General features: G+C 65.0%; 19 protein-coding genes and 1 pseudogene. 12 read left to right on the forward strand and 8 right to left on the reverse strand.

Annotated features, from left to right (window positions below; genetic code table 11):
* Positions 1-27: 27 nt before the first annotated feature.
* Positions 28-1,518 carry a glucose-6-phosphate isomerase gene (pgi, locus tag QFZ54_RS16380; RefSeq protein WP_307088857.1) on the reverse strand — a complete coding sequence of 497 codons (1,491 nt, stop codon included), beginning with the start codon at positions 1,516-1,518 and terminating at the stop codon, positions 28-30.
* A gap of 125 nt (positions 1,519-1,643) precedes the next feature.
* On the opposite strand from pgi, the gene lepB reads away from it, so the two are divergent.
* The 3 genes from lepB (at position 1,644) to era (ending at position 4,261) form a co-directional block, all read left to right on the forward strand.
* Complete coding sequence (gene lepB, locus QFZ54_RS16385; RefSeq protein WP_307089511.1) at positions 1,644-2,453, forward strand: signal peptidase I; 810 nt, start codon at positions 1,644-1,646, stop codon at positions 2,451-2,453.
* Complete coding sequence (gene rnc, locus QFZ54_RS16390; RefSeq protein ID WP_307088859.1) at positions 2,450-3,112, forward strand: ribonuclease III; 663 nt, start codon at positions 2,450-2,452, stop codon at positions 3,110-3,112. The genes lepB and rnc overlap by 4 nt, the downstream gene beginning before the upstream one ends.
* Positions 3,113-3,343: 231 nt before the next feature.
* Positions 3,344-4,261 carry a GTPase Era gene (era, locus tag QFZ54_RS16395; RefSeq protein ID WP_307088861.1) on the forward strand — a complete coding sequence of 306 codons (918 nt, stop codon included), beginning with the start codon at positions 3,344-3,346 and terminating at the stop codon, positions 4,259-4,261.
* A gap of 189 nt (positions 4,262-4,450) precedes the next feature.
* Here era and QFZ54_RS16400 read toward each other — a convergent pair whose 3' ends face one another.
* Complete coding sequence (locus QFZ54_RS16400; RefSeq protein ID WP_307088862.1) at positions 4,451-5,191, reverse strand: NAD-dependent deacylase; 741 nt, start codon at positions 5,189-5,191, stop codon at positions 4,451-4,453.
* A 121-nt stretch (positions 5,192-5,312) separates the two neighbouring features.
* On the opposite strand from QFZ54_RS16400, the gene QFZ54_RS16405 reads away from it, so the two are divergent.
* Entirely contained in the window at positions 5,313-5,957 is a 645-nt protein-coding gene (locus QFZ54_RS16405) for a YoaK family protein (RefSeq protein WP_307088864.1), read from the forward strand.
* A gap of 308 nt (positions 5,958-6,265) precedes the next feature.
* Here the strand turns inward: QFZ54_RS16405 and QFZ54_RS16410 are convergent, their stop codons facing one another.
* A complete protein-coding gene (locus QFZ54_RS16410) occupies positions 6,266-7,717 on the reverse strand; it encodes a porin (RefSeq protein ID WP_307088866.1) in 1,452 nt (483 codons plus the stop codon).
* A gap of 478 nt (positions 7,718-8,195) precedes the next feature.
* On the opposite strand from QFZ54_RS16410, the gene QFZ54_RS16415 reads away from it, so the two are divergent.
* The 3 genes from QFZ54_RS16415 (at position 8,196) to QFZ54_RS16425 (ending at position 10,931) form a co-directional block, all read left to right on the forward strand.
* Positions 8,196-9,713, forward strand: coding sequence for a fumarate hydratase (locus tag QFZ54_RS16415; RefSeq protein ID WP_307088867.1), 1,518 nt, complete (start codon positions 8,196-8,198; stop codon positions 9,711-9,713).
* Positions 9,714-9,805: 92 nt separating this feature from the next.
* Positions 9,806-10,384 (forward strand): hypothetical protein, encoded by a 579-nt coding sequence (locus tag QFZ54_RS16420; RefSeq protein WP_307088869.1) that lies wholly within the window; start codon positions 9,806-9,808, stop codon positions 10,382-10,384.
* Between the two features lie 67 nt (positions 10,385-10,451).
* Positions 10,452-10,931 carry a DUF2501 domain-containing protein gene (locus tag QFZ54_RS16425; RefSeq protein ID WP_307088871.1) on the forward strand — a complete coding sequence of 160 codons (480 nt, stop codon included), beginning with the start codon at positions 10,452-10,454 and terminating at the stop codon, positions 10,929-10,931.
* 734 nt (positions 10,932-11,665) lie between these two features.
* On the opposite strand, the gene QFZ54_RS16430 is transcribed toward QFZ54_RS16425, so the two are convergent.
* The gene (locus tag QFZ54_RS16430) at positions 11,666-12,295 is read right to left on the reverse strand and encodes a hypothetical protein (protein ID WP_307088874.1); all 630 of its coding nucleotides are present in this window, start codon (positions 12,293-12,295) and stop codon (positions 11,666-11,668) included.
* A 112-nt stretch (positions 12,296-12,407) separates the two neighbouring features.
* Here QFZ54_RS16430 and QFZ54_RS16435 point away from each other — a divergent pair, with 112 nt between their 5' ends.
* A complete protein-coding gene (locus tag QFZ54_RS16435; protein ID WP_254687519.1) occupies positions 12,408-12,785 on the forward strand; it encodes a PRC-barrel domain-containing protein in 378 nt (125 codons plus the stop codon).
* 45 nt (positions 12,786-12,830) lie between these two features.
* On the opposite strand, the gene uvrB is transcribed toward QFZ54_RS16435, so the two are convergent.
* The gene (gene uvrB, locus QFZ54_RS16440) at positions 12,831-15,029 is read right to left on the reverse strand and encodes an excinuclease ABC subunit UvrB (RefSeq protein WP_307088876.1); all 2,199 of its coding nucleotides are present in this window, start codon (positions 15,027-15,029) and stop codon (positions 12,831-12,833) included.
* Positions 15,030-15,307: 278 nt separating this feature from the next.
* Here uvrB and QFZ54_RS16445 point away from each other — a divergent pair, with 278 nt between their 5' ends.
* Together QFZ54_RS16445 and QFZ54_RS16450 are read left to right on the forward strand one after the other, a co-directional pair.
* On the forward strand, positions 15,308-16,138 hold the full coding sequence (locus QFZ54_RS16445) for a ferredoxin--NADP reductase (protein ID WP_307088878.1): 831 nt from the start codon (positions 15,308-15,310) through the stop codon (positions 16,136-16,138).
* A gap of 166 nt (positions 16,139-16,304) precedes the next feature.
* On the forward strand, positions 16,305-16,691 hold the full coding sequence (locus tag QFZ54_RS16450) for a VOC family protein (RefSeq protein WP_307088880.1): 387 nt from the start codon (positions 16,305-16,307) through the stop codon (positions 16,689-16,691).
* A gap of 290 nt (positions 16,692-16,981) precedes the next feature.
* Here the strand turns inward: QFZ54_RS16450 and QFZ54_RS16455 are convergent, their stop codons facing one another.
* The 3 genes from QFZ54_RS16455 to QFZ54_RS16465 form a co-directional block, all read right to left on the reverse strand.
* Complete coding sequence (locus QFZ54_RS16455) at positions 16,982-18,160, reverse strand: MBL fold metallo-hydrolase (protein WP_307088881.1); 1,179 nt, start codon at positions 18,158-18,160, stop codon at positions 16,982-16,984.
* 62 nt (positions 18,161-18,222) lie between these two features.
* Complete coding sequence (locus tag QFZ54_RS16460; RefSeq protein WP_307088882.1) at positions 18,223-18,645, reverse strand: DUF4345 domain-containing protein; 423 nt, start codon at positions 18,643-18,645, stop codon at positions 18,223-18,225.
* On the reverse strand, positions 18,642-19,100 hold the full coding sequence (locus QFZ54_RS16465) for a DUF2721 domain-containing protein (RefSeq protein WP_056065567.1): 459 nt from the start codon (positions 19,098-19,100) through the stop codon (positions 18,642-18,644). The genes QFZ54_RS16460 and QFZ54_RS16465 overlap by 4 nt, the downstream gene beginning before the upstream one ends.
* A gap of 551 nt (positions 19,101-19,651) precedes the next feature.
* On the opposite strand from QFZ54_RS16465, the pseudogene QFZ54_RS20490 reads away from it, so the two are divergent.
* A pseudogene (locus QFZ54_RS20490) lies at positions 19,652-19,927 on the forward strand (Arm DNA-binding domain-containing protein); the annotation flags it as partial.
* A gap of 640 nt (positions 19,928-20,567) precedes the next feature.
* Positions 20,568-20,936 carry a tyrosine-type recombinase/integrase gene (locus QFZ54_RS20495; protein ID WP_373458606.1) on the forward strand — a complete coding sequence of 123 codons (369 nt, stop codon included), beginning with the start codon at positions 20,568-20,570 and terminating at the stop codon, positions 20,934-20,936.
* Positions 20,937-20,968: the final 32 nt, after the last annotated feature.

Here is a 20,968-nt window from a genome sequence, read left to right on the forward strand (position 1 = left end):
GGTGAGGGGAGGGCAGCCTCCCAACTCTCACCCAAACGCGCGCTTGATCAGATCGTCCGTCGAAGGATCGAACGTCTGCCCGCCCTTCTCCGCAGCCTTCGCCATTTCCTTCCCCAGCTCGACCCCGAACTGGTCGAACGAATTGATTCCCAGCAGCACGCCATTCACGAACACCCGGTGCTCATAAAACGCGATCAGCGCCCCCAAAGTCCGCGCATCCAGATCATCCAGCAGCAACGTCGAAGACGGCCGGTCGCCTGAATAGCTCCGCGCCGGATCCTCGACCTGCTTGCCCGCCATCAACGCCGCCCCCTGAGCGAACGCGTTGAGCAACAGCGCGCGGTGATGCTCGTCGGGCAGCGTGTCGCCCGGCTCGATCGCCGCGACGAACTCGACCGGCACCAGATGCGTGCCCTGATGGAGCAACTGGAACACCGCATGCTGCGCCTCGGTGCCGACCCCGCCCCAGGTGATCGCCGCGGACGGCCGCCCGAGCGGCTCGCCGTCCGCGGTCACCGACTTGCCGTTCGACTCCATCTCCAGCTGCTGGAGATAGCTCGGCAGCAACCGCAACCGCTCGTCATAGGCGAACGTCGCGCGCGTCTCTGCCCCGCGGACCTGCGTATAATACAGGTCGGCGAACGCGGCGAGCGCCGGCGCGTTCTCGTGCAGCGCCGAAAGCCGGAAATGGCGGTCCATCTCCGCGGCACCCTCCAGCAGCTCCTCGAACTTGTCCCAGCCCAGCCCGATCGCCGCCGGGAATCCGATCGTCGACCATAGCGAATACCGCCCGCCGACGCTCTCCGCGAACGGCAGGATGCGCGTCTCGTCGACGCCCCATTCCATCGCCTTCTCCGGCGCCGCGGTCAGCGCGATCACGCGGCCATACGGATCCTCGACATTATGCTCGGTCATCCACTGCAGCACGCTTTCGGCGTTCATCAGCGTCTCGGTCGTGGTGAACGTCTTCGACGCGACCACCAGCAACGTGGCTGCCGGATCGAACTTCGCGAACATGTCCTCCAGGGCGACGCCGTCGACATTGGCGACGATCCCGACGTCGTAGCGCTTGTCGTCACGCCCCAGCGCGTCGACCAGCAATTGCGGCCCCAGCGCCGACCCGCCGATCCCGACATGCAGGATATGCCGGACCGGACCCAGCGCGTCCGCCTCGATCGCGTCGATCAGCGTTCGCATCCGCGCGTGGCTCGCCTGCGCGATCGCGACGCTCTCGGGCTTGCCCTCGCCGCGCTCGGCGGTGTGCTCGACCGCGCGACCCTCGGTGACGTTGACGATCTCGCCGCTGAACATCGCCTGGCGCTTGCCCGCGAGATCCTGCGCCTGCGCCATCTCCTCGAACGCCGCGATCGCATCCGTCGTCAGGTGCGTCTTCGACCAGTCGAAATGGATGCCAGCAACGTCGAGGCTCAGCTTCGAGAGGCGCTCCGAATCCTGCGCGAACAGGTCGGTCAGCTTGGTGGCGGGCAGGGCTTCGATCTTGGACCAGTCGGCGGTCATGCTACTTCTCCGAATAGACGTGCGCGCCGGTCATGCTGCAAGCGCGAGACCGCGACAACGCTCTTTCGGTGACAGGTATCCCGCATACGCTTGACGACACGCGCGGTCTGCGCAAACCCGCGAGCATGGCAAATGACGTGAAGACCAAACCCGTACGTTCGGAAACCAGCGAGACCTTCCGCTTCCTGCTGAAGCTCGCGCTGGTCGTGCTGATCCTGCGCAGCTTCATCTTCGCGCCGTTCAGCATCCCGTCCGAATCGATGCTCCCGCGGCTGCTGATCGGCGACTATCTGTTCGTCTCGAAGTGGAACTACGGCTACTCCCGCTGGTCGCTCCCCGCCGGCATACCGCTGATCCCCGGCCGCATCTTCGGCAGCACGCCGACGCGCGGCGACGTCGTCGTCTTCCGCGCGCCCGAAGTGCTGGACCACGACGTCATCAAGCGCGTGATCGGCCTCCCCGGCGAGACGATCCAGATGCGCCAGGGCACCGTCTACCTCAACGGCAAGGCGATCCCGAAGCAGCGCATCGCCGACTTCACGATCCCGCTCACCGCTAATTTCAACGCCGAGAAATGCGGCGCGCCGTTCGTCGACGTCATCGCGAACGTGCAAATCTGTCGCTACCCCCGCTTCCGCGAAGCGCTGCCCAATGGCCGCAGCTACGAGGTCCTAGATCAGGCTCAACTCCCCGACCGCGACGACACCGGGCTCTACACGATTCCTGCCGGCCACATCTTCGTGATGGGCGACAACCGCGACGACAGCGGCGACAGCCGGTTCCCCGCACCGAACGGCATGGGCTACGTCCCGCTGGAGAACGTCGAGGGCAAGGCGGTCGTCAACTTCTTCTCGACCGACGGCAACGCCGAATGGTTGAAGCCCTGGACCTGGGTCAGTGCCGCGCGGTGGAGCCGCATCGGGGAAGGCTTTTGAGCGACCTCGCCGGCTGGCTGAAGACGCTCTTCGGCCGCGTACCCACCAACCTCGCCCCCTATGAGCGCGCGCTGACGCACGGCAGCCAGGCTGCAGCGAACTACGAGCGGCTCGAGTTTCTCGGCGACCGCGTCCTCGGCCTGATCATCGCCGAGTGGCTGTACGAACTGTTCGCCACAGACCCCGAGGGCTCGCTGTCGAAACGCCTCAACGCGCTGGTCACCGGCCCGGTCTGCGCCGACGTCGCCCGCGAACTCGGCGTCCGCCCGCATCTCAAACTCGGTAAGCAAGCCCGCGACGACGGCGCCAGCGACAGCGACAACGTCCTCGGCGACGTGATGGAGGCACTGATCGGCGCGTGGTACCAGGAAGCCGGCCTCGACGCCGCCCGCACCTTCGTCCGCGGCGCATGGGGCTACCGCGTCCAAGCCGGCGCAAAAGCCCCACAACACCCCAAATCCGCCCTCCAGGAATGGGCCGCCGCCCACAACCGCAAGCCCCCCGAATACACCATCGTCGAACGCACCGGCCCCGGCCACGCCCCAAAATTCACGATGCTGGTGTCAGTCGGGAAACTCGCCGAAGCCACCGCGACAGGCTCCAGCAAACAGGAAGCCGAAACCGCAGCGGCTAAGGCGTTGCTGGAGAAGCTAGGCTAGAAAGAAGTTTTGTTCACGCAAAGGCGCAAAGGCGCGAAGCTGTTGCGCTCAGGTAATCAGGTTTCGCCCCAAACGGCTCCGAGATATTCGGCGGCGCATGATTAAGGCCCTTCCGAACCCCATCTTCGCGCCTTTGCGCCTTCGCGTAAACCAAACTGCCTTCTCGCGACGATGACGGCCGGCCGTTTTTTCTATACAGCCGCAAGCAACACCAGTTCGAAAAGAGCATATGTGACTGAAACGAATACCAAGCCCGATACCAAGCATTGCGGCCTAGTCGCGATCGTCGGCGCCCCCAACGCGGGCAAGTCGACGCTCGTCAACGCGCTCGTCGGCCAGAAGGTCGCGATCGTCAGCCCCAAGGCGCAGACCACCCGCGCCAAGCTGATGGGCGTCGCGATCGAAGGCGACACGCAGATTCTGCTCGTCGACACCCCCGGCATCTTCGAGCCCAAGCGCCGCTTCGACCGCGCGATGGTCGCCGCCGCCTGGGGTGGCGCGGAGGGCTCCGACATCATCGCGCTGGTGGTCGACGCCAAGGGCGGCATCGGCGGCAAGGTCACCACGATCGTCGAATCGCTGGTCGGTCGCACCGAGCCGATCTGGCTGATCCTCAACAAGGTCGACCTCGCCGACAAGACCAAGCTGCTGATCCACGCCGAGAAACTGAACGCGCTGCTCCCCTTCGCCGAGACGTTCTTCATCAGCGCCGGCACCGGCGACGGCCTCGCGCACTTCAAGACGCAGCTCGCCAAGGCGATGCCCAAAGGCCCGTGGCACTACCCCGAGGACCAAGTCTCCGACTCGACCGAGCGCGCACTGGCGTCCGAGGTCACGCGCGAGCAGCTCTATCTCCAGCTCCACGCCGAACTTCCGTATGCGAGCACGATCGAGACCGAGCAGTATATCGAGCGCCAGGACGGTAGCCTCGAGATCCACCAGCAGATCCTCGTCGAGCGGCCGACGCAGCGCGCGATCGTGCTGGGCAAGGGCGGCGTCCGGATCAAGGAAATCGGCGCGCGAGCCCGCATCGAACTCGCCTCGATCACCGGCAAGCCCGTCCACCTGTACCTGCACGTAAAGGTAAAACCCGGCTGGGACGAAGACCGCGAAATCTACCGCGACCTCGGCCTCGACTGGGTCGATTGACCCACAATCCATTTCCCGTAACAACTTGTTCCCCCGCGAAGGCGGGGGCCCAGCCTGGGCTCCCGCCTTCGCGGGGGAACAAGCTTGCTGTCCGCAGTAAACCGCAACCCACGCTCACCTCACGCACCACCACCCCGGCGAAGGCCGGGGCCCAATTGGGGAACGGTTTTAATAGCGGACTGCGCTCCGTTACTCAGGCCGTCCCACTTGGCCCCCGGGCTCCGCCGGGGTGGAAGACAAAACCTCTTCCACCCAAACCGGCACCAGCACCCCAGCCGCCCCGATCCGCGTCTCCCCAAAGAACACGCTCCCCATCGAAGGCTCCAGATTCAACTCCAGCGTCCGCGCGCCATGATACGCCGCGGTCTGCACGAACCCCGCCGCCGGATACACCGCGCCCGAAGTCCCGATCGACACGAACAGATCGGCCTTCGCCAACGCCGCCTCGATCCGCTCCATCTGGTACGGCATCTCCCCAAAAAACACGATGTCGGGCCGAAGCGTCGCCGCACCGCAAGCGCCACACGCCGAACCCTCGGGCAAAGCCCCCGTCCAAGCCTCGTGCGCTCCACAAACAGCACACAGCGCTGACAACAACTCCCCATGCATATGCAGCATCCGCATCGCCCCCGCGCGCTCATGCAGGTCGTCGACATTCTGGGTAACGATCAGCAACTCGCCCTCCCAGGCCGCATCCAGCCGCGCCAGCGCCCGGTGCGCCGGATTGGGCTCCACCCCCGCCAAAGCCGCCCGCCGCAGATCGTAAAACCGGTGCACCAACGCAGGATCCGCCGCGAGTGCCTCGGGCGTGCAGACATCCTCGACCCGGTGCCCCTCCCAAAGACCGCCCGGCCCCCGAAACGTCGCAATCCCGCTCTCCGCCGAAATCCCGGCCCCGGTAAGAACGACGATGTTTCTGATGTCCTGCATCGCCACAGGATAAACCGCGTTCTTGCAGTCCGGAAGGGCGCGCAATGCAGTCGGAACCCGTCGCCCAATACACCGACGAAACGCCACCTCCCATTTCAGTCCGCCAAGCCTATGATGGGCCATGCGCCGTTATGAAAAACGCCAGCGTCTGCTGGCAATCGGGCTCGCCGCGCTGGCGGGATTCGTCGATGCGCTGGGGTTTCTGAAGCTCGGCGGCCTGTTCGTATCGTTCATGAGCGGCAATTCGACGCGTCTCGCGGCGGGGCTCACCGGCGTCGTGCCGGGCAGCCTGTTCGCGGGTGCCCTGATCGCGGCGTTCGTCGGCGGGGTCATCGCAGGCGAAACCGTCGGGCGGCTCGCGGGACGACGGCGGAAGCAGGCGGTACTGGCGTTCGTACTGGTCGCGCTGGCGATCGCCTCTGCGACGGCGACGCACGATGGCGACCTCGTCCTGGCGCCGCTGCTGATGGCGGTGGCGATGGGAGCGGCGAACGCGGTGTTCCAGCGCGACGGCGAGGTCAGCGTGGGGGTCACCTACATGACCGGCACGCTCGTCAAGATCGGCCAGCACCTCACGGCCGCTCTCGCCGGCGGTCCCCGCTTTGCCTGGGTGCCCTATCTCCTCCTGTGGCTGGGGTTGATCGCGGGAGCGACCGCGGGCGCCGCAGTGTTCCCCATCCTGGATCTGAAGGCGCTGTGGATCGCAGTCGCGCTGGCGCTGCTGCTCGCGGGTGCCGCCACGCTGTGGACTTCGCACGAGGAATAAGCGGTGAGCGGAATGACCGGGTTGGGAGAGGAAAGCGGCCGGTCCGCTTTCGAGTAGCGATCACCGTAAACAGCAGTTCGTTCAGGTCGCGGGCAGGGGCCAAAGGACCGCTTCGGGTTGATAGCGGCCGGCCCGCTTTCAAGCAGCAAGTGAGAAAAAGATGCTCAAACTCAATGGCGTCACGCCGTCTAACCTTGGCTCAAGTGGGCCGCAGCCTGCGATAGACCGTGTCGAATGCCGTTGCGCGCGGTCAAGTGAACGGAAGGTAACCACCCCGCTCCAGGTGCGGCGCACGGCGCCTCCCCGGCTCAGTAATTCCACTGCAATTGCGTACGGATCACGTCGCCTTCGGCACGCCCCGCCAGCCGTTCGTCGCCTTCGCGCCGCTGCATATGGGCATAGGCAAGCGTCAGCTCGAGCGCGGGGTTCGGCTGGAACTCAATCCCCAATTCGATCTCGTCGGTCTCGAGCCGGGGCGCGTTGGTCAGTGCCTTCCAGCCGCCGCGGTAATATTGCCAGCGCGCATAGGGCATGAACGGCCCGACCGGCGAGCGCCGCACTCGTGCCATCGTCTGGACGTAGCCGCCGTTCAGCGGAAGAGAGCGGATCGCCTGGCGGGACACGTCAAATTCGGGACCACGCCCCCAGTTCCATTCCGCCTGGAAGCCCAACGGTTGCGGGTAGAGCACCGCATGGATCCCGCCGCGTTCCTCGCGGTAGACGGTGTCGCTCGTCCCGCCGCTGCGGATTTCAGGCTGTACGCCATTGCGCAACAGGGCACCGCCCAGTTCGAGCACCTGCCCGTCGAACGCCCCGCCCAGCCCGTCGAGCGCGAACGGCCAGGTAGCCATCGCGACCGTCATCACGCCGTCGTTGGTTTCGGTCCGGTTGATGCCTTGCCCGTTGAAGACGCCAACGCCGAACGCGCCGTAATTGCCGAACAGCTTCTGCCCGTCCTCCTCCAGCCTCTGCCAGATGCGTTCGACCTGGCGTGGGGTGTAATAGGCGATCACGCCGATATCACGCTCCCCCGGCACCGCACTATTGATGCCGTCGCTGCGATCGAGCGTCAGGCGGTTGGACGAGGATTGCATGTTCTCCCACCCGAACGGCACCTTCGACTGACCGAAGCGCAGCCGGAACCGCTTGTCGCGGTCGAGGAAGGTATCGACGTACGCGTCGCGGAGCTGGACAAACCCTTCCCGGCGTTCACCGCCCGACTGATTGGCGACGCTGTTTGCGAAGTCAGGCTGGAAGTAGAAGGAGACGCGGTCGCTCAGATCGCCCTGCAGGATCAGGCGAATTCGGCGGAAGGTTAAGTTGGTATCGTCGCCGATCCCGCCGTCCCCGACCGAGCGCAACCGCGAGATTCCGTCCGGCGCGCGGCGGTCGCCGCTGATGATCTCGTTGAAGCGCAATTGCGTATAGCCGCGAATGGCGATGCGGTCGTACCATTGCTGTTTGGCGGGTTTCTCGACGGCAGCAATCGCGACCGTCGGTTGTTCCGCACGCGGTGCGGCCGGCGCGGTCGGTGCGGCCGGCGCGGTCGTCGGCGCCGCTGCGACGGCCACACTCGCGGGCGGCGTCGGCGCGGGGCCGGGCGACGCCTTACCCTTTTGCGCGGCTTTCATCTCGGCGATCGTCGCCTTCAGTTCATCGATCTGCGCCTGCAATTCCTGCACCGTCTGCGCCTGCGCGCCTTCTGCGGGGAGGATCGCGAAGATTGCGCCGAACGAGGCCGATAAAAGTCGTCGTTGCACGGATCATACTCACGGATCGTCGACGCTGTAGGCGATACGGCACCGCCCCTGATCGTCGCTGCAACCCCGAACAAGGGCCGCCGATCGGCCCGCCTATTGCCGCAGGATCAGGACCTCGGCAAGATCCCGTGGCAGTGCCGATACTGCTGCTGCCAACGTCCGCAAGTGGGCGTAAACCCACCAAAAACACCGTCGCCAAGGCCCGCCAGTTTTCGATGTCCTACACGGGGCCTTGGTGTCACGCTCGGTCCTCGGCTCTTTCAAATCGTCGATCACAGCCCTGGTGCAAAGTCGGTCATGCTTTGCACACCGCGCGGCTCTTTGCCAGCTCCACGAAAGAGCGCGCGTTGGCCTAACCCACCCTAACCTTCTTTTGCAGCCGGGCCCGTACTGATGGCGTGCCGACGCCCCCTCGGTCTTCATAAATCGCCCGAACGCGGCTAAGACGCGCGCATCCCCGCATCCGCAAAGGCGCTGCATGACCGTCATCACCGAAGCCGACCTGATCGAAAGCGTCGCCGACGCGCTCCAGTTCATCAGCTACTACCACCCGATGGATTACATCCGCGCGCTCGGCGTCGCGTACGAGGCCGAGCAGAGCCCCGCCGCCAAGGACGCGATCGCGCAGATCCTGACCAACAGCCGGATGTGCGCCGAGGGCCATCGCCCGATCTGCCAGGATACCGGGATCGTCACGATCTTCGTCAAATGGGGCCAGGACTGCCGACTCGATTCGACCCGCTCCTTGCAGGAAGTCGTCGATGAGGGTGTGCGAAAGGCCTATCTCAACCCCGAGAACAAGTTGCGCGCGTCGATCCTCGCGGATCCCGCCTTCACCCGTCGCAACACCAAGGACAACACGCCCAGCGTCATGCATGTCGAGATGGTGCCCGGCAACACCGTCTCGATCGACGTCGCGGCGAAGGGTGGTGGCAGCGAGAACAAGTCGAAGTTCAAGATGATGAACCCGTCGGATTCGATCGTCGACTGGGTGCTCGAGATGATCCCGCAGATGGGCGCGGGCTGGTGCCCGCCGGGGATGCTCGGGATCGGCATCGGTGGTACTGCCGAGAAGTCGATGATCCTCGCAAAGGAAAGCCTGATGGGCGCGATCGACATGGCGCAGCTGAAGGCGCGCGGGCCGAAGAACGACATCGAGGCGCTGCGGATCGAGATCTACGACAAGGTCAACGCGCTCGGCATCGGCGCGCAGGGGCTGGGCGGACTTTCGACCATCCTCGACGTGAAGATTTTCGACTGGCCGACGCACGCCGCGTCGAAGCCGGTGGCGATGATCCCGAACTGCGCCGCCACCCGCCACGCGCATTTCGTGCTCGACGGTTCGGGCCCGGTCTATCTGGAAGCGCCGAAGCTGGAGGAGTGGCCCGACGTCAACTGGACGCCCGACAAGGCCGCGATCCGCGTCGATCTCGACACGCTGACGCCCGAAGTCGTGCAGACGTGGAAGCATGGCGACCGCTTGCTGCTCAACGGCAAGATGCTCACCGGGCGCGATGCGGCGCACAAGCGGATCGCCGACATGCTCGCCAAGGGCGAACCGCTCCCCGTCGATTTCGCAGGGCGCGTCATCTATTATGTCGGCCCGGTCGATCCGGTCGGCGACGAGGTGGTCGGCCCCGCCGGCCCGACGACCGCGACCCGCATGGACAAGTTCACCCGCATGATGCTCGACCAGGGCCTGCTCGCGATGGTCGGCAAGGCCGAGCGCGGCGCCGACGCGACCAAGGCGATCGCCGAGGCCAAGTCGGCGTATCTGATGGCGGTCGGGGGCGCGGCGTATCTCGTCGCGCGCGCGATCAAGGGTTCGAAGGTCGTCGGGTTCGAGGATCTCGGCATGGAGGCGATCTACGAGTTCGAAGTCAGCGACTTCCCCGTCACCGTCGCAGTCGATTCCGCCGGCGAGAACGTCCACCAGCTCGCTCCGCTGGTCTGGCGTGAGAAGATCGCGCGCGAAGGGTTGCTGACGCCCGCATGACGACGCGGGTTCGCAGAAGGGGGCAGGGGCCCGTCCGATGGATAGCCTCCGTCCTCCTTTTGCTTGCCGTTGCGGTCGTTTACGCACCGCAGTTGCTGGCGTTTCCGTACGAGCAGCGGATCGGCACCGTCACCGTCTATGCGGAGCGCCCGATCGATCCGCGGATCGGCAGCGAACTGGCGCGTGCGGAGGGATTGCTGCGCGCCAGTCCGATCTACACCGGTCCGCTCGATCGATCGCTGTTCCTCACGGACGGCGGCTGGCGCTGGCGGCTCCTTGCGATCCAGTCGCCCGGCGCCTTCGCGTTCCGTCGGCCGTTCAGCTTGGCGATCGTGTTCAATCGCAGCGACATCGGTGCCGACCGCGTGACGAACGGTCGCGCGATCGGCGGCAGCCGCACGCTGTCCGGCGTGATCGCGCACGAGACGACGCATATCATGATCGCCAACCACGTCGGCGAACTGCGCAGCGCGATGCTGCCGACCTGGCAGTCCGAGGGATATGCGGATCATGTTGCGCGCGAGAGCAGCCTGACGGACGCGGATGCTGAAAGTCTTCGCACGACCGGCCCGGGCGCATCGTCCCTCGTATATTACGACGCTCGTCGGAGGGTCGAGGCGTCATTGCGAGCCAATGGCGGATCGGTCGACGCGTTGTTCGCCGGTCGCTGAACGAAACTTTTCGGAACGCACCTCGGCCAGTCCCGTTGGTGCCACAACCCTATCGGAGCACCCTATCATGCCCAAGACCGCAATCGCCCTCGTGGCCGCCTTGGCCCTCGCGACCTCCGCATCGGCCCAGTCCAGCGCACCGCAATCGGCGTCGACGCAAAATGGTCTCGGCGGACTTGGTGGCTTGCTCGGTGGTGCGCTGCCGAGCGTCGGATGGATCGGCGCCGGCAATGCTGCTGGACTGCTAGGCTATTGCCTGAAGAACAATTTGCTCGGGCAGGGTGGGGCGCTCGGCGCACTGACGGGTGGACGAAATGGCGCGGCACGAGCAGGCGGCTCGACGAATGCGCCGGCTACCGGCGCGCAGTCAATCCTCCAGCGTCTGACCGGGCGGCAGGGCATACGAACGTCGCCGGGCTACGCGGCGGGCCAAGAAGGCGAGGTGCAGGCGCCGAACGGGCAGGCGTTCTCGCTCGACGATCTGGGCGGGCAGGTGAAAACGCGGATGTGCAGCGTCGTGCTCAATCGGGCGAAGGCGTTCCTGTAAAAGGGGCAATCGCGGGATACCGATAGCTTCAGTGCGACACTCGCCGCAGGTCGGGCTAATGCATCAGCATGTCACCTCGCGCAGTCTATTTCACGTCATCCTGACGAAAGTCAGGATCCAGAGTAACCCGGTACTGTCCTGCGCGATCCTGGATCATGACTTTCGTCAGGGTGACGGTAGGCCGGGGGGCGTTCATTTGCCCCCCCCCCGACTGCTTCAGCGTTTGCCTAAATGCACACTCGATTTTCAGGTCCTCTGCTTAAAGAGGCTCACTTGAAATGAAGGCGTGGCGCGGAAACTAATCGTCCAATTAGCCTGCGCCTGCCAATATCCTCAGCCGGGACAGCCTCGACGACAGCACACGTCGTCGCAAGCAATGTCTTTTCGGACAGCGTTCGAATAACCATCACGGCAACCAAACACGTCACAAATGAAAAGAGGCTGCCGGATCGTCTCCCGACGACCCGACAACCTCCTAACATGGTCAGCGGCCGGAGAGCTCCAGCCCGGAGGACCATGCGTACCGCTTAGCCTGTGGACCACATGTTGACTGGGAGAGGATACTCCCCACGCGGACCGGCGACGTTAGCGGTGCGTCCCCCGAACGAACCGAACCGAACTCACTGCTGAACCATGAGACATCGGATCACCTCCTTTCGCTTGTTGAAACAACGCGGCCAAGCCCGACCGCACCCGCAATGTGTGCCGACCGCGCATGCGATACAAGTCTTGTTTTATGGAAATTTTCGGCCGATCCTACCCGGACTGTCGCTTGGCCGATATGAGCTACGACAATCCTCGGTCACGCGCTCGATCTCGGCCCAGGATGGCACCACGAGCGGTGGCATTCCGGCCTGCTGGACGACGAACCGCCCCCGACTGAACCCCATCGCCTCCAGCAAGGAATCGTTCGGCATCAGTGCGGCCGCGACATAAGGCGGTGTGCCCCCGGTCGGCTGTACGGACACGGCGCGCGTCACGCTCGACGTGCGGATCGTCAGCGGGGTCGCCGTTGTGCCCGCACGCGACAGATAGACCTGGCGCGCCGAGGTATCGCAGCGCAGCGTCAGCGACGCGTCGGCATTCGCCGGACCGAACAGCGCGATCGAGCCGCGGGCGTCGCGGCGATAGACCCAGGTGCCCGGCGAATACGGCCAGTCGCGCCAGTCCGCGGCGATCGGTACCGGGCGCGGGGCCGGAGCAGGAGGCGGCGCCACCGTGCGCGGCGGCGGCGGCGCTTCGGCACGCGGTGGCGGAACGCAGCCGGCAATCGACGCGAGCGTCGCCAGGCCGGCAAGGCGCGCCAGGGCGAGGGGGCTGGCAAGCGATCGCAAGCCGACGAGATAAGGAGACCGAGTGCGCATCGCATCGCTATGCGGCACGCCCGGCGGTCGCTCAAGTACGACGAAGCGCTCTAGGCGGGAACCGCCGCACGGTGGTACCGGTTCAGCGACGAAAGAAATCAGGAGAACGCTCATGTCCGATACCGCCGCCCAGACCCCGACCCAGTTGCTCGTCCAGTCGAACATCTCGGGCACGATGAAAGTCGAGAGCCGCGATGGCGACGCTGTCGGCTCGGTCCACGCGTTCATGGTCCACAAGGGCACCGGCCGCGTCACGCACGCCGTGCTCAGCCTCGGTGGCTTCCTCGGCATGGGCAAGAGCTTCTACCCGCTGCCGTTCGCGCTGCTCCAATTCGACGCGGTCCGCGACCTCTACGTCGTCACGATCGACAAGCGCGTCCTCGAAGGCGGTCCGAGCTGGTCGAACAACGCCCCCGTCTTCGACCAGGCTTATGCCGACCGCGTCGCTAGCTATTACGGGTCTAGCAGCGAAGACCTCGTCGTCGGCTGACCCATACGAGGCGATGCAGGGTATAACCCGCATCGCCTCGATCGGTCACCGCGACCGCGAACCGCCCATCCGCATCTTCTGGCTCTTCCCGTAGCGCGTCTTCCGCGTGCCCGGCTTGCCCTCATTCGACCGTCCCATGACCGGCGCCTTCTGTTGGTCGACCGGCAGCCCCAGTTCCTCGTTCTCCAACTGCCGGATCTCGTCGCGCAGTCGCCCGGCAGTCTCGAACTCCAGATCGCTCGCCGCTTTGCGCATCTGCTTTTCCAGATCCTCGATATACGCGCGCAGGTTGTGGCCGACCATGTGCGGGCGATCCTCGTCGATTGGGATCGTCACCTGATCCTGGCTCGCGACGTGTGCGATGATGTCGCCGATGTTGCGGCGGATCGTCGTCGGGGTGATGCCGTGCTCGGTGTTGTACGCGACCTGCTTCTCGCGGCGGCGCGCGGTTTCGTTCATCGCGCGCTCCATCGATCCGGTGACGCGGTCGGCGTACAGGATCACGCGGCCGTCGACGTTGCGCGCCGCGCGGCCGATCGTCTGGATCAGCGACGTCTCGGAGCGCAGGAAGCCCTCCTTGTCCGCATCGAGGATCGCTACCAGCCCGCATTCGGGGATGTCCAACCCCTCGCGCAACAGGTTGATGCCGATCAGCACGTCGTACACGCCGAGCCGCAGGTCGCGGATCAGCTCGATGCGTTCGAGCGTCTCGACGTCGCTGTGCATGTAGCGGACCTTGATCCCCGCCTCGTGCATGTATTCGGTCAGATCTTCGGCCATCCGCTTGGTGAGTGTGGTGACGAGCGTGCGATACCCTAACGCCGTCGTTTTGCCGACTTCGACGATCAGGTCCTGAACCTGCTCCTCGACCGGCTTGATCTCGACGGGCGGATCGATCAGCCCGGTCGGACGAATGACCTGCTCGGCGAACACGCCGTCGGTTTGCTCCATTTCCCAGCTGCCCGGGGTCGCCGAGACATACGTCGTCGGCGGGCGCATCGCGTCCCATTCGTTGAAGCGCAGCGGGCGGTTGTCGATCGCACTCGGCAGGCGGAAGCCGTATTCGGCGAGCGTCAGTTTGCGACGGTGATCGCCGCGCGACATGCCGTTGATCTGGCCGATGGTGACGTGGCTCTCGTCGACGAACAGAAGCGCGTTGTCAGGGAGATATTCGAACAGCGTGGGTGGCGGCTCGCCCGGCATGCGGCCGGTGAGGAAGCGGCTGTAATTCTCGATCCCCGCGCAGGAGCCGGTCGCGGCGATCATCTCCAGGTCGAAGTTGGTGCGCTGCTCCAGCCGCTGCGCCTCCAGCAACTTGCCCTCTAGCACCAGCTCTTTCAGCCGCTCGGCCAGTTCATGCTTGATCGCCTCGCCCGCCTGTTTCAGCGTCGGGCCGGGGGTGACGTAATGCGAGTTCGCGTACACCCGCACCGAGTTGAGCGACGCGACCTTCTTGCCGGTCAGCGGATCGAATTCGGTGATCTCCTCGATATCGTCGCCGAAGAACGAGATGCGCCACGCGCTGTCCTCGTAATGCGACGGGAAGATTTCGAGCGTGTCGCCCTTCACGCGGAAATTGCCGCGCTGGAACGCCGCGTCGTTGCGCTTGTACTGGAGCGCGACGAGCTTCCGTACGATCTCGCGCTGATCGACCGTCGTGCCCTTCTTGAGGTCGAAGATCATCGCCGAATAGGTTTCGACCGAGCCGATGCCATACAGGCACGACACCGACGCGACGATGATGACGTCGTCGCGTTCGAGCAGCGCGCGGGTGGCGGAATGCCGCATCCGGTCGATCGATTCGTTGGTCGAGGATTCCTTCTCGATGTAGGTGTCCGACCGCGCGACATACGCTTCGGGCTGGTAATAATCGTAATAGCTGACGAAATATTCGACCGCGTTGTCGGGGAAGAACGACTTCATCTCGCCGTACAACTGCGCCGCCAGGATCTTGTTCGGTGCAAGGATCAGCGCGGGGCGCTGGACGCGGTTGATGACGCTCGCCATCGTAAACGTCTTGCCCGAGCCGGTGACGCCGAGCAGCACCTGGTCCTTCTCGCCGTCGCCAATCGCAGAGACGAGTTCGGCGATCGCAGTCGGTTGGTCGCCCGCGGGTTCATACTCGCTGACGAGATTGAACCGCTTGCCGCCCTCGACCTTGTCGGGGCGCGCGGTCGGGCGGTGCGGGACGAAGGTGTCGCCGGTTTCGGGCTCGGCGAGGCTGGTGCGGATCTGAATGGCCATCGAGGGGAAATATGGGGAACATGCGGTGAGTCGGCAACGGCCAGTCATCGTGGCGATGGCCATCCCGTTCTCCTGCGAACGCAGGAGTCCATGATTGCAGAGGGACGCCGTTCGCAACCCTAGGCTCCTGCGTTCGCAGGAGAACCGCATTAAGAAGGGCCGGGTTTGGGCGAGGCCAAGATTAGCTGTTGTTGACCCATTCCCCTGACCCCAATAATGCGACCGTTTCGCAAGCCATCGATCCGCCCGCGCTCGCGCGTAGGCCAAGGAATAGACGCATGACCGCCCCGACCGTCGAAGCAACGCGCGCGCCCGCGCTGATCCCCGAGACCCCTGCGTTCCTGAACGCCAAGGTGCTGTGGGTGCGCCACTGGAACGAACATCTGTTCAGCTTCGCGATCGAGCGGCCCTCGACTTTCCGCTTCCGCTCGGGCGAGTTCGTGATGATCGGCTTGCCGCAGGAAGGCGGCAAGCCGATCATGCGCGCCTATTCGATCGCATCCCCGCATTATTCGGAAGAGCTCGAGTTCCTGTCGATCAAGGTCGAGGATGGCCCGCTGACCTCGAAGCTCCAGCTGATCCAGCCGGGCGACGAAGTGTATCTCGGCAAGAAGCCGACGGGCACGCTGGTGCTCGACGCGTTGCTGCCGGGGAAGCGCCTGTTCATGTTCTCGACCGGCACCGGCCTCGCGCCGTTCCTCAGCCTGATGCGCGATCCCGACGTCTATGCTGCGTATGAGCAGGTGATCGTCGTGCACAGCGTGCGCCGCGTGAGCGATCTCGCCTATCATGACGAGATGGTCCGGCTGCTGGCGGAGGATCCGCTGATCGCCGACGAAGCGCAGACGCAGTTCCACTACATCCCGACCGTGACGCGCGAGCCGTTCCGCACCACGCGGCGGATCGGTGCGCTGATCGAGGACGCATCGCTGTTCGGCCACCCGGTCCGCGGCGAGCAGAAGCTTAACCCCGAAACCGACCGCGCGATGCTGTGTGGCTCGACCGAGATGATCAAGGAATTCGCGGTGATGCTCGAGGCGCAGGGCTTCGAGGAGGGCGCGAATTCGAAGCCCGGTACGTTCGTGATCGAGCGCGCGTTCGTCGGCTGACGGCCTAAGCTTTGGGTTCCCCCGCGAACGCGGGGGCCCAGGGATTACATCACCGTCGCATGTCGAGAGGGTTCGGGCCTGGACCCTCGCCTTCGCGGGGGAACGGCCAGTTGCGTCCTCCGCGTAACCCGCCGATATCGCTCTTCAATTATAAGAGGAGAGCCCCATGATCGGTTACGCGACGCTCGGCACCAACGATATCGATACCGCGCTCACCTTCTACGACGCGCTGTTCGCGACGGTCGGCGGCAAGCGCCTCATGCAGATGCCCGACGCCCGCCAGTTGACCTTCTACGGCGCGGGCCCCGACAAGCCGATGCTCGTAATCGGCAAGCCCTATGACGGCGCGGCTGCGACCGCGGGCAACGGCACGATGGTCGCGCTGGCAGCGGACTCGCGCGAGCAGGTCGATCAGGTCTATGCCAAGGCGATCGAACTCGGCGGCGCGGACGAAGGCGCTGCTGGCACGCGTGGACCCGAGGAAATGGCCTTCTACGGCGCGTATTTCCGCGATCCCGACGGCAACAAGCTCTGCGTGTTCAAGATGGGGTGAGGTGCGAGCTGTGTTCGGCGCCTATCGCGTCCGAGCGGGTACACCTCCCCGGCGAAGGCCGGGGCCCAGTTGGGTAACGTCGCTAACTTAACGCGGTCTTCCATTACTGCGACCTTTCCAACTGGGCCCCGGCCTTCGCCGGGGTGGTAGGATGGGGGGCGGCGTTACGCTTCTCTCTCGTTGTTCTCCTGCGAAGCCGGGAGCCCAGTCTGGGTCCCCGCCTTCGCGGGGAAACTGGCTTACTTGTTCGAAGAGAATACCCGCCGAACAGCTCAGGGGTGACGGAGAATTTAGCGCAAAGCCTGAACCGTCGGCGTATCGAGACACTTCAACAAAGCTGCCCGAGCCATCGGCGTAACCGCCGCCGGCTTCACATACCCAGCAATCTCCATTGGCCGCCCGATCGCGACCGGCGCAAACCCATTTTGCCCCGTACAGCGCATCGCCGCCGCCAGCAGCTTCGGCGGCGTATCATACCCCTCGAACGACAGCCGGAACGTCCCCCAGTGGATCGGGATCGCGTGCGCGGCGCCCAACCGCCGATACACCTCAACCGCATCGACCGGCCCGATATGGCTCCCCGACTCCATCTGCCCGTCGACGAACCGGAACGCACCGATCGGGATCAGCGCCAGCCGGATTGGCCCCAGCGCCGCCGCCTCATCCGGCCACTTGCCGTCGCCCATGCCGGTATCACCCGCAAAGAACACGTTCCCGCCCGGCAGCGTCACGACGAAGCTCGACCACAGCGCGCGGTTACGGTCGGTGAACCAGCGGCTGCCCCAGTGATGGTTGCGGGTCACGGTGATCGCGACGCCGGGCTTGATCGCCACCCGCTGCCCCCAATCGAGCGCGGTCGCCTGCGCGCCGGTCTGGCCGATGACGCTGTCGTTGCCCAGACTGGTAATGATCCGCGGCCGATCGCGCTGCCACAGCCGCTTCAGCGTCGCCTTGTCGAGATGATCGTAGTGATTGTGGCTGACCAGCACGAGGTCGATCTTCGGCAACGCATCGAACGCGATCCCCGGCGCGGCGACACGGCGCGGCCCCGTGCCCAGCGGCCCGGCCTTCTCCGCCCAGACCGGATCGGTGAGGATGTTGAGCCCCTGCGTCTGGATCAGTACGCTGGCATGACCGACCCACGTCACGACCATCCGCTCGCCCTCGACGCGGGCGGGCGGTGCGATCCGTTCGACCGCAACCGACTTCGGCCATGCAGATCGACCATCGCTGCCGGTGAAATACTTCCAGAAGAAGCTCGCCCGGCCACCGCCACTGCCCTTGGGCTGTATCTGTTTCGTATCCGCGTCGCCGTCGGGATTGAAGAACCGCGCACCGTCGAAATGGCTCGATGCGAACCCGTGATAATAGATCCGGTCGAGGAATTGCGGCACGATCGTCACGATCAACGCACCGATCACGACCAGCAACAGGATCGCACCGCCGACGATCTTCAATAGTCTCGTCACGGCGTTCCTGTCTGCATGGGATTGGATGTCGCCCTAACGCACGCTGGCGATCATCGTTCAGATCAACCGCGCAACGCGGTCCGCCGCGCGAAATTCCGCCACCCAAAATTCCATTGCCACAGCATCAGCAACGGCACGACGATCGTCTCCATGCCCAGGCCGAGCACATGGCCCCGTGACGGCACGCCGACAGCAATCAACGATATCAGCCGCGACACGCCCCCGACGAAGATCAGCCCGCCGAGCAGCCGGAACCGCGGTCCCTTACGCTCGATATGCGGGATGCAACTCACGAACCCGAGACCAGTCGCGAAGAATATCCCCGAGATATACCGGAAATGACTGTCGAGATCCCTCGGCACGTCGGCCAGATGCCCGAACGGCGCAGGGCCGTGCAGGATACCCTGGCCGCCGACGATCAGCGGCAACAGGCACGCCACCGCAATCACGGCCTGCAACAGGCGCTTCTCGATCGAGCCGCTCATGGCAGGGGCCTCAGCAATTCGGGGCGGATACGAAATGCGCGGAGCGAAATCCGCACCTCGAAGATAAACGAGATCAGCGCCGCGATCAGCAGGATCATCGCCAGGATGAAGCATACCGCGACGTAGGTCCCGAAATGCAGCTTCGCGAGTTCGGCGATGAACAGCAGCGCGATCAGGATACACGTCATGATCGCACTGGAGACCGCGAGGAACAGCGCAGCGTTGATGATCGTCATCCGGCGGTCGAGCAGGCGCAGTTCCCAGACGAAGCGGACATGCTCGGGTCCGGTGCTGCTCGCGTGGAGATGTTCGAGTTTCCGCGCGCGGTCAATCACCCGCGACAAGCGGCCGGCAAGCACGTTCAGCAACTGGCCGATGCCCGCCAGCATGAATACGGGCGCTAGCGAAAGCTGGATCGTCTGGGCGATCGTCGAGACGGCGGGTATCGTCGGCATGCGGCCACCATGTGGTAAAACGCGGTCGATAGGAAGGATGTGCGTACTACATGGCGCCGCAATTACAGGGGCTTGTCGCTCGACGGCCCGGATCAGCCGCAACGAAATCGCGCAGAGGTAGATTCCGCGCCTCGATCATGGGTTCCCTGATCGCCGAAGCCTGATGAAGGCTATCATTGCGATCTGACGCGGCCCCTTGGGGTCCCCGCAGGGGATGCGTGTCACAATCACGAATGTCGAAGAAAATGGTGCTGCCGGTGAGGATTGAACTCACGACCTCAGCCTTACCAAGACCCAACGACCTCATCTCGCGCAGTATGGCGGAGTATTGATAGGGCCCCGAAACGCTAGCTTTTCCGGGAGTTTGGCTCGATAAGGCGTCTAGCCGGGTATCCCTTGGTCTGGCCGCAGCGCGGCTTGATCGGTTCCCCGGCGGTTCCCCGGTTTGACGAGACGGCTCGATGGCGACGGTGTTGAGGGAGGTCGAGGCGGTGCCCGACGCTGGAGGCGGCTCGCGCAAGATCGCGGAGCTGCCAACCCGAAAAGTGCGAATGACGGACAAGTGGGTCGAGAAGGTCTCGACCCCGCCCAGCACCCGGGCGACGTACCGCGACGAGATCGTGACCGCCATGTACCTCCGCGTCAGCGACAAGGGCGCGAAGGGATGGTCTGTAGCCTACCACGTCGCGGGCGCCGGGGACGGCCGAAAGCGCGGCAAGATGCAGCGGATGACCCTCGGCGGCTATCCGCTGGTGGGCCTTGAGAAAGCGCGGCAGAAGGCTCGCGATGCACTCGAAGCCGCCGCGAAGGGTGTCGACGCCGCGGTCCAGCGGGTTGCCGAGCTTGAGGCGCGGCAGACCCGGACCTTCGAAGTCATCTTCGAGCGCTTCGTGGACCTGCACGTGAAACAGAACGCGAAGGAGGGTCGCTTCGCCAGGGAACGCGCGACTGCCATCGAGGCCGCCCGGGCGGGCAAGGCGGCGGTGCCCCCCAAGGGGCCCACCGGCAAGATCGGACGCGTCGCCGCCGAGCGCATCATCGCCGACCACGCTCTGCCGGTTTGGCGCGGCCGGCTGATCGAGACGATCACCCGCGCGGAGGTCCACGACCTGCTCGACGACATCGTATCGGCCAAGGGCGAGGCCCTCGCGCGTGAATTGCGGAAGCACCTCACGAAAGCATTCAATTGGGCCGACGAGCGAGGGCACATAGCCGCCAGCCCGCTCGCGGGTATGCGGCGACCCGAATTGGGCTACGTTCCCCGGGAGCGTGACCTGTCGATGGAAGAGCTGAGGCGGGTCTGGGACGCCGCGGGCGAGCTTGGCTACCCGTTCGGCCCCATGTACCGCCTGCTCATACTGACGGGACAGCGGCGGTCCGAGATTGCCGAGCTTGAGCGGGGTTGGGTCGATGCTCAACACCGCGCGGTCGAGATACCGGCGTCGCGCTACAAGACGAAGCAGCCGCATGTTTACCCCCTGTCCGCGTCGGCTTGGGCATTTATCCAGTCCCTGCCCAAATGGAACGTCGGCGAGTGCATGTTCACGACGACCAGCGGCGCCCGCCCGGTCAGCGGATTCTCCAAGGCGAAGGCTGCTGGATGCGAAGATCACCGAACTCGGCGCGGTGAAGGGCCTACCGCCGCTGGCGGACTGGACGGTCCACGACATTCGCCGCTCGGTCGCTACCCAGATGGCGCGGCTCGGCGTCCCGCAGGAGCACATCGAACGCGTCCTCGGCCACGTCGTGCAGGGCGTCGCTGGAACCTACAACCGCTACAGCTACCTCGACGAGAAGCGCACCGCGCTTGAGATGTGGGGGAAGCTATGGGCTTGATCCTGACTGCCGATCAGCGCGCCGAGCTCGAC

The organism is Sphingomonas faeni (assembly GCF_030817315.1).
Taxonomy (GTDB): domain Bacteria; phylum Pseudomonadota; class Alphaproteobacteria; order Sphingomonadales; family Sphingomonadaceae; genus Sphingomonas; species Sphingomonas faeni_C.

Excerpts from the sequence above, each read along its gene's own strand:
- QFZ54_RS16435 (WP_254687519.1), top strand. The coding sequence starts at position 12,408 with ATGTCCGATACCGCCGCCCAGACCCCGACCCAGTTGCTCGTCCAGTCG.
- QFZ54_RS16400 (WP_307088862.1), bottom strand. The coding sequence starts at position 5,191 with ATGCAGGACATCAGAAACATCGTCGTTCTTACCGGGGCCGGGATTTCG.
- QFZ54_RS16465 (WP_056065567.1), bottom strand. The coding sequence starts at position 19,100 with ATGCCGACGATACCCGCCGTCTCGACGATCGCCCAGACGATCCAGCTT.
- lepB (WP_307089511.1), top strand. The coding sequence starts at position 1,644 with ATGGCAAATGACGTGAAGACCAAACCCGTACGTTCGGAAACCAGCGAG.
- QFZ54_RS16430 (WP_307088874.1), bottom strand. The coding sequence starts at position 12,295 with ATGCGCACTCGGTCTCCTTATCTCGTCGGCTTGCGATCGCTTGCCAGC.
- QFZ54_RS16415 (WP_307088867.1), top strand. The coding sequence starts at position 8,196 with ATGACCGTCATCACCGAAGCCGACCTGATCGAAAGCGTCGCCGACGCG.
- QFZ54_RS20495 (WP_373458606.1), top strand. The coding sequence starts at position 20,568 with ATGTTTACCCCCTGTCCGCGTCGGCTTGGGCATTTATCCAGTCCCTGC.
- uvrB (WP_307088876.1), bottom strand. The coding sequence starts at position 15,029 with ATGGCCATTCAGATCCGCACCAGCCTCGCCGAGCCCGAAACCGGCGAC.
- pgi (WP_307088857.1), bottom strand. The coding sequence starts at position 1,518 with ATGACCGCCGACTGGTCCAAGATCGAAGCCCTGCCCGCCACCAAGCTG.
- QFZ54_RS16425 (WP_307088871.1), top strand. The coding sequence starts at position 10,452 with ATGCCCAAGACCGCAATCGCCCTCGTGGCCGCCTTGGCCCTCGCGACC.
- QFZ54_RS16445 (WP_307088878.1), top strand. The coding sequence starts at position 15,308 with ATGACCGCCCCGACCGTCGAAGCAACGCGCGCGCCCGCGCTGATCCCC.
- QFZ54_RS16450 (WP_307088880.1), top strand. The coding sequence starts at position 16,305 with ATGATCGGTTACGCGACGCTCGGCACCAACGATATCGATACCGCGCTC.
- QFZ54_RS16405 (WP_307088864.1), top strand. The coding sequence starts at position 5,313 with ATGCGCCGTTATGAAAAACGCCAGCGTCTGCTGGCAATCGGGCTCGCC.
- QFZ54_RS16460 (WP_307088882.1), bottom strand. The coding sequence starts at position 18,645 with ATGAGCGGCTCGATCGAGAAGCGCCTGTTGCAGGCCGTGATTGCGGTG.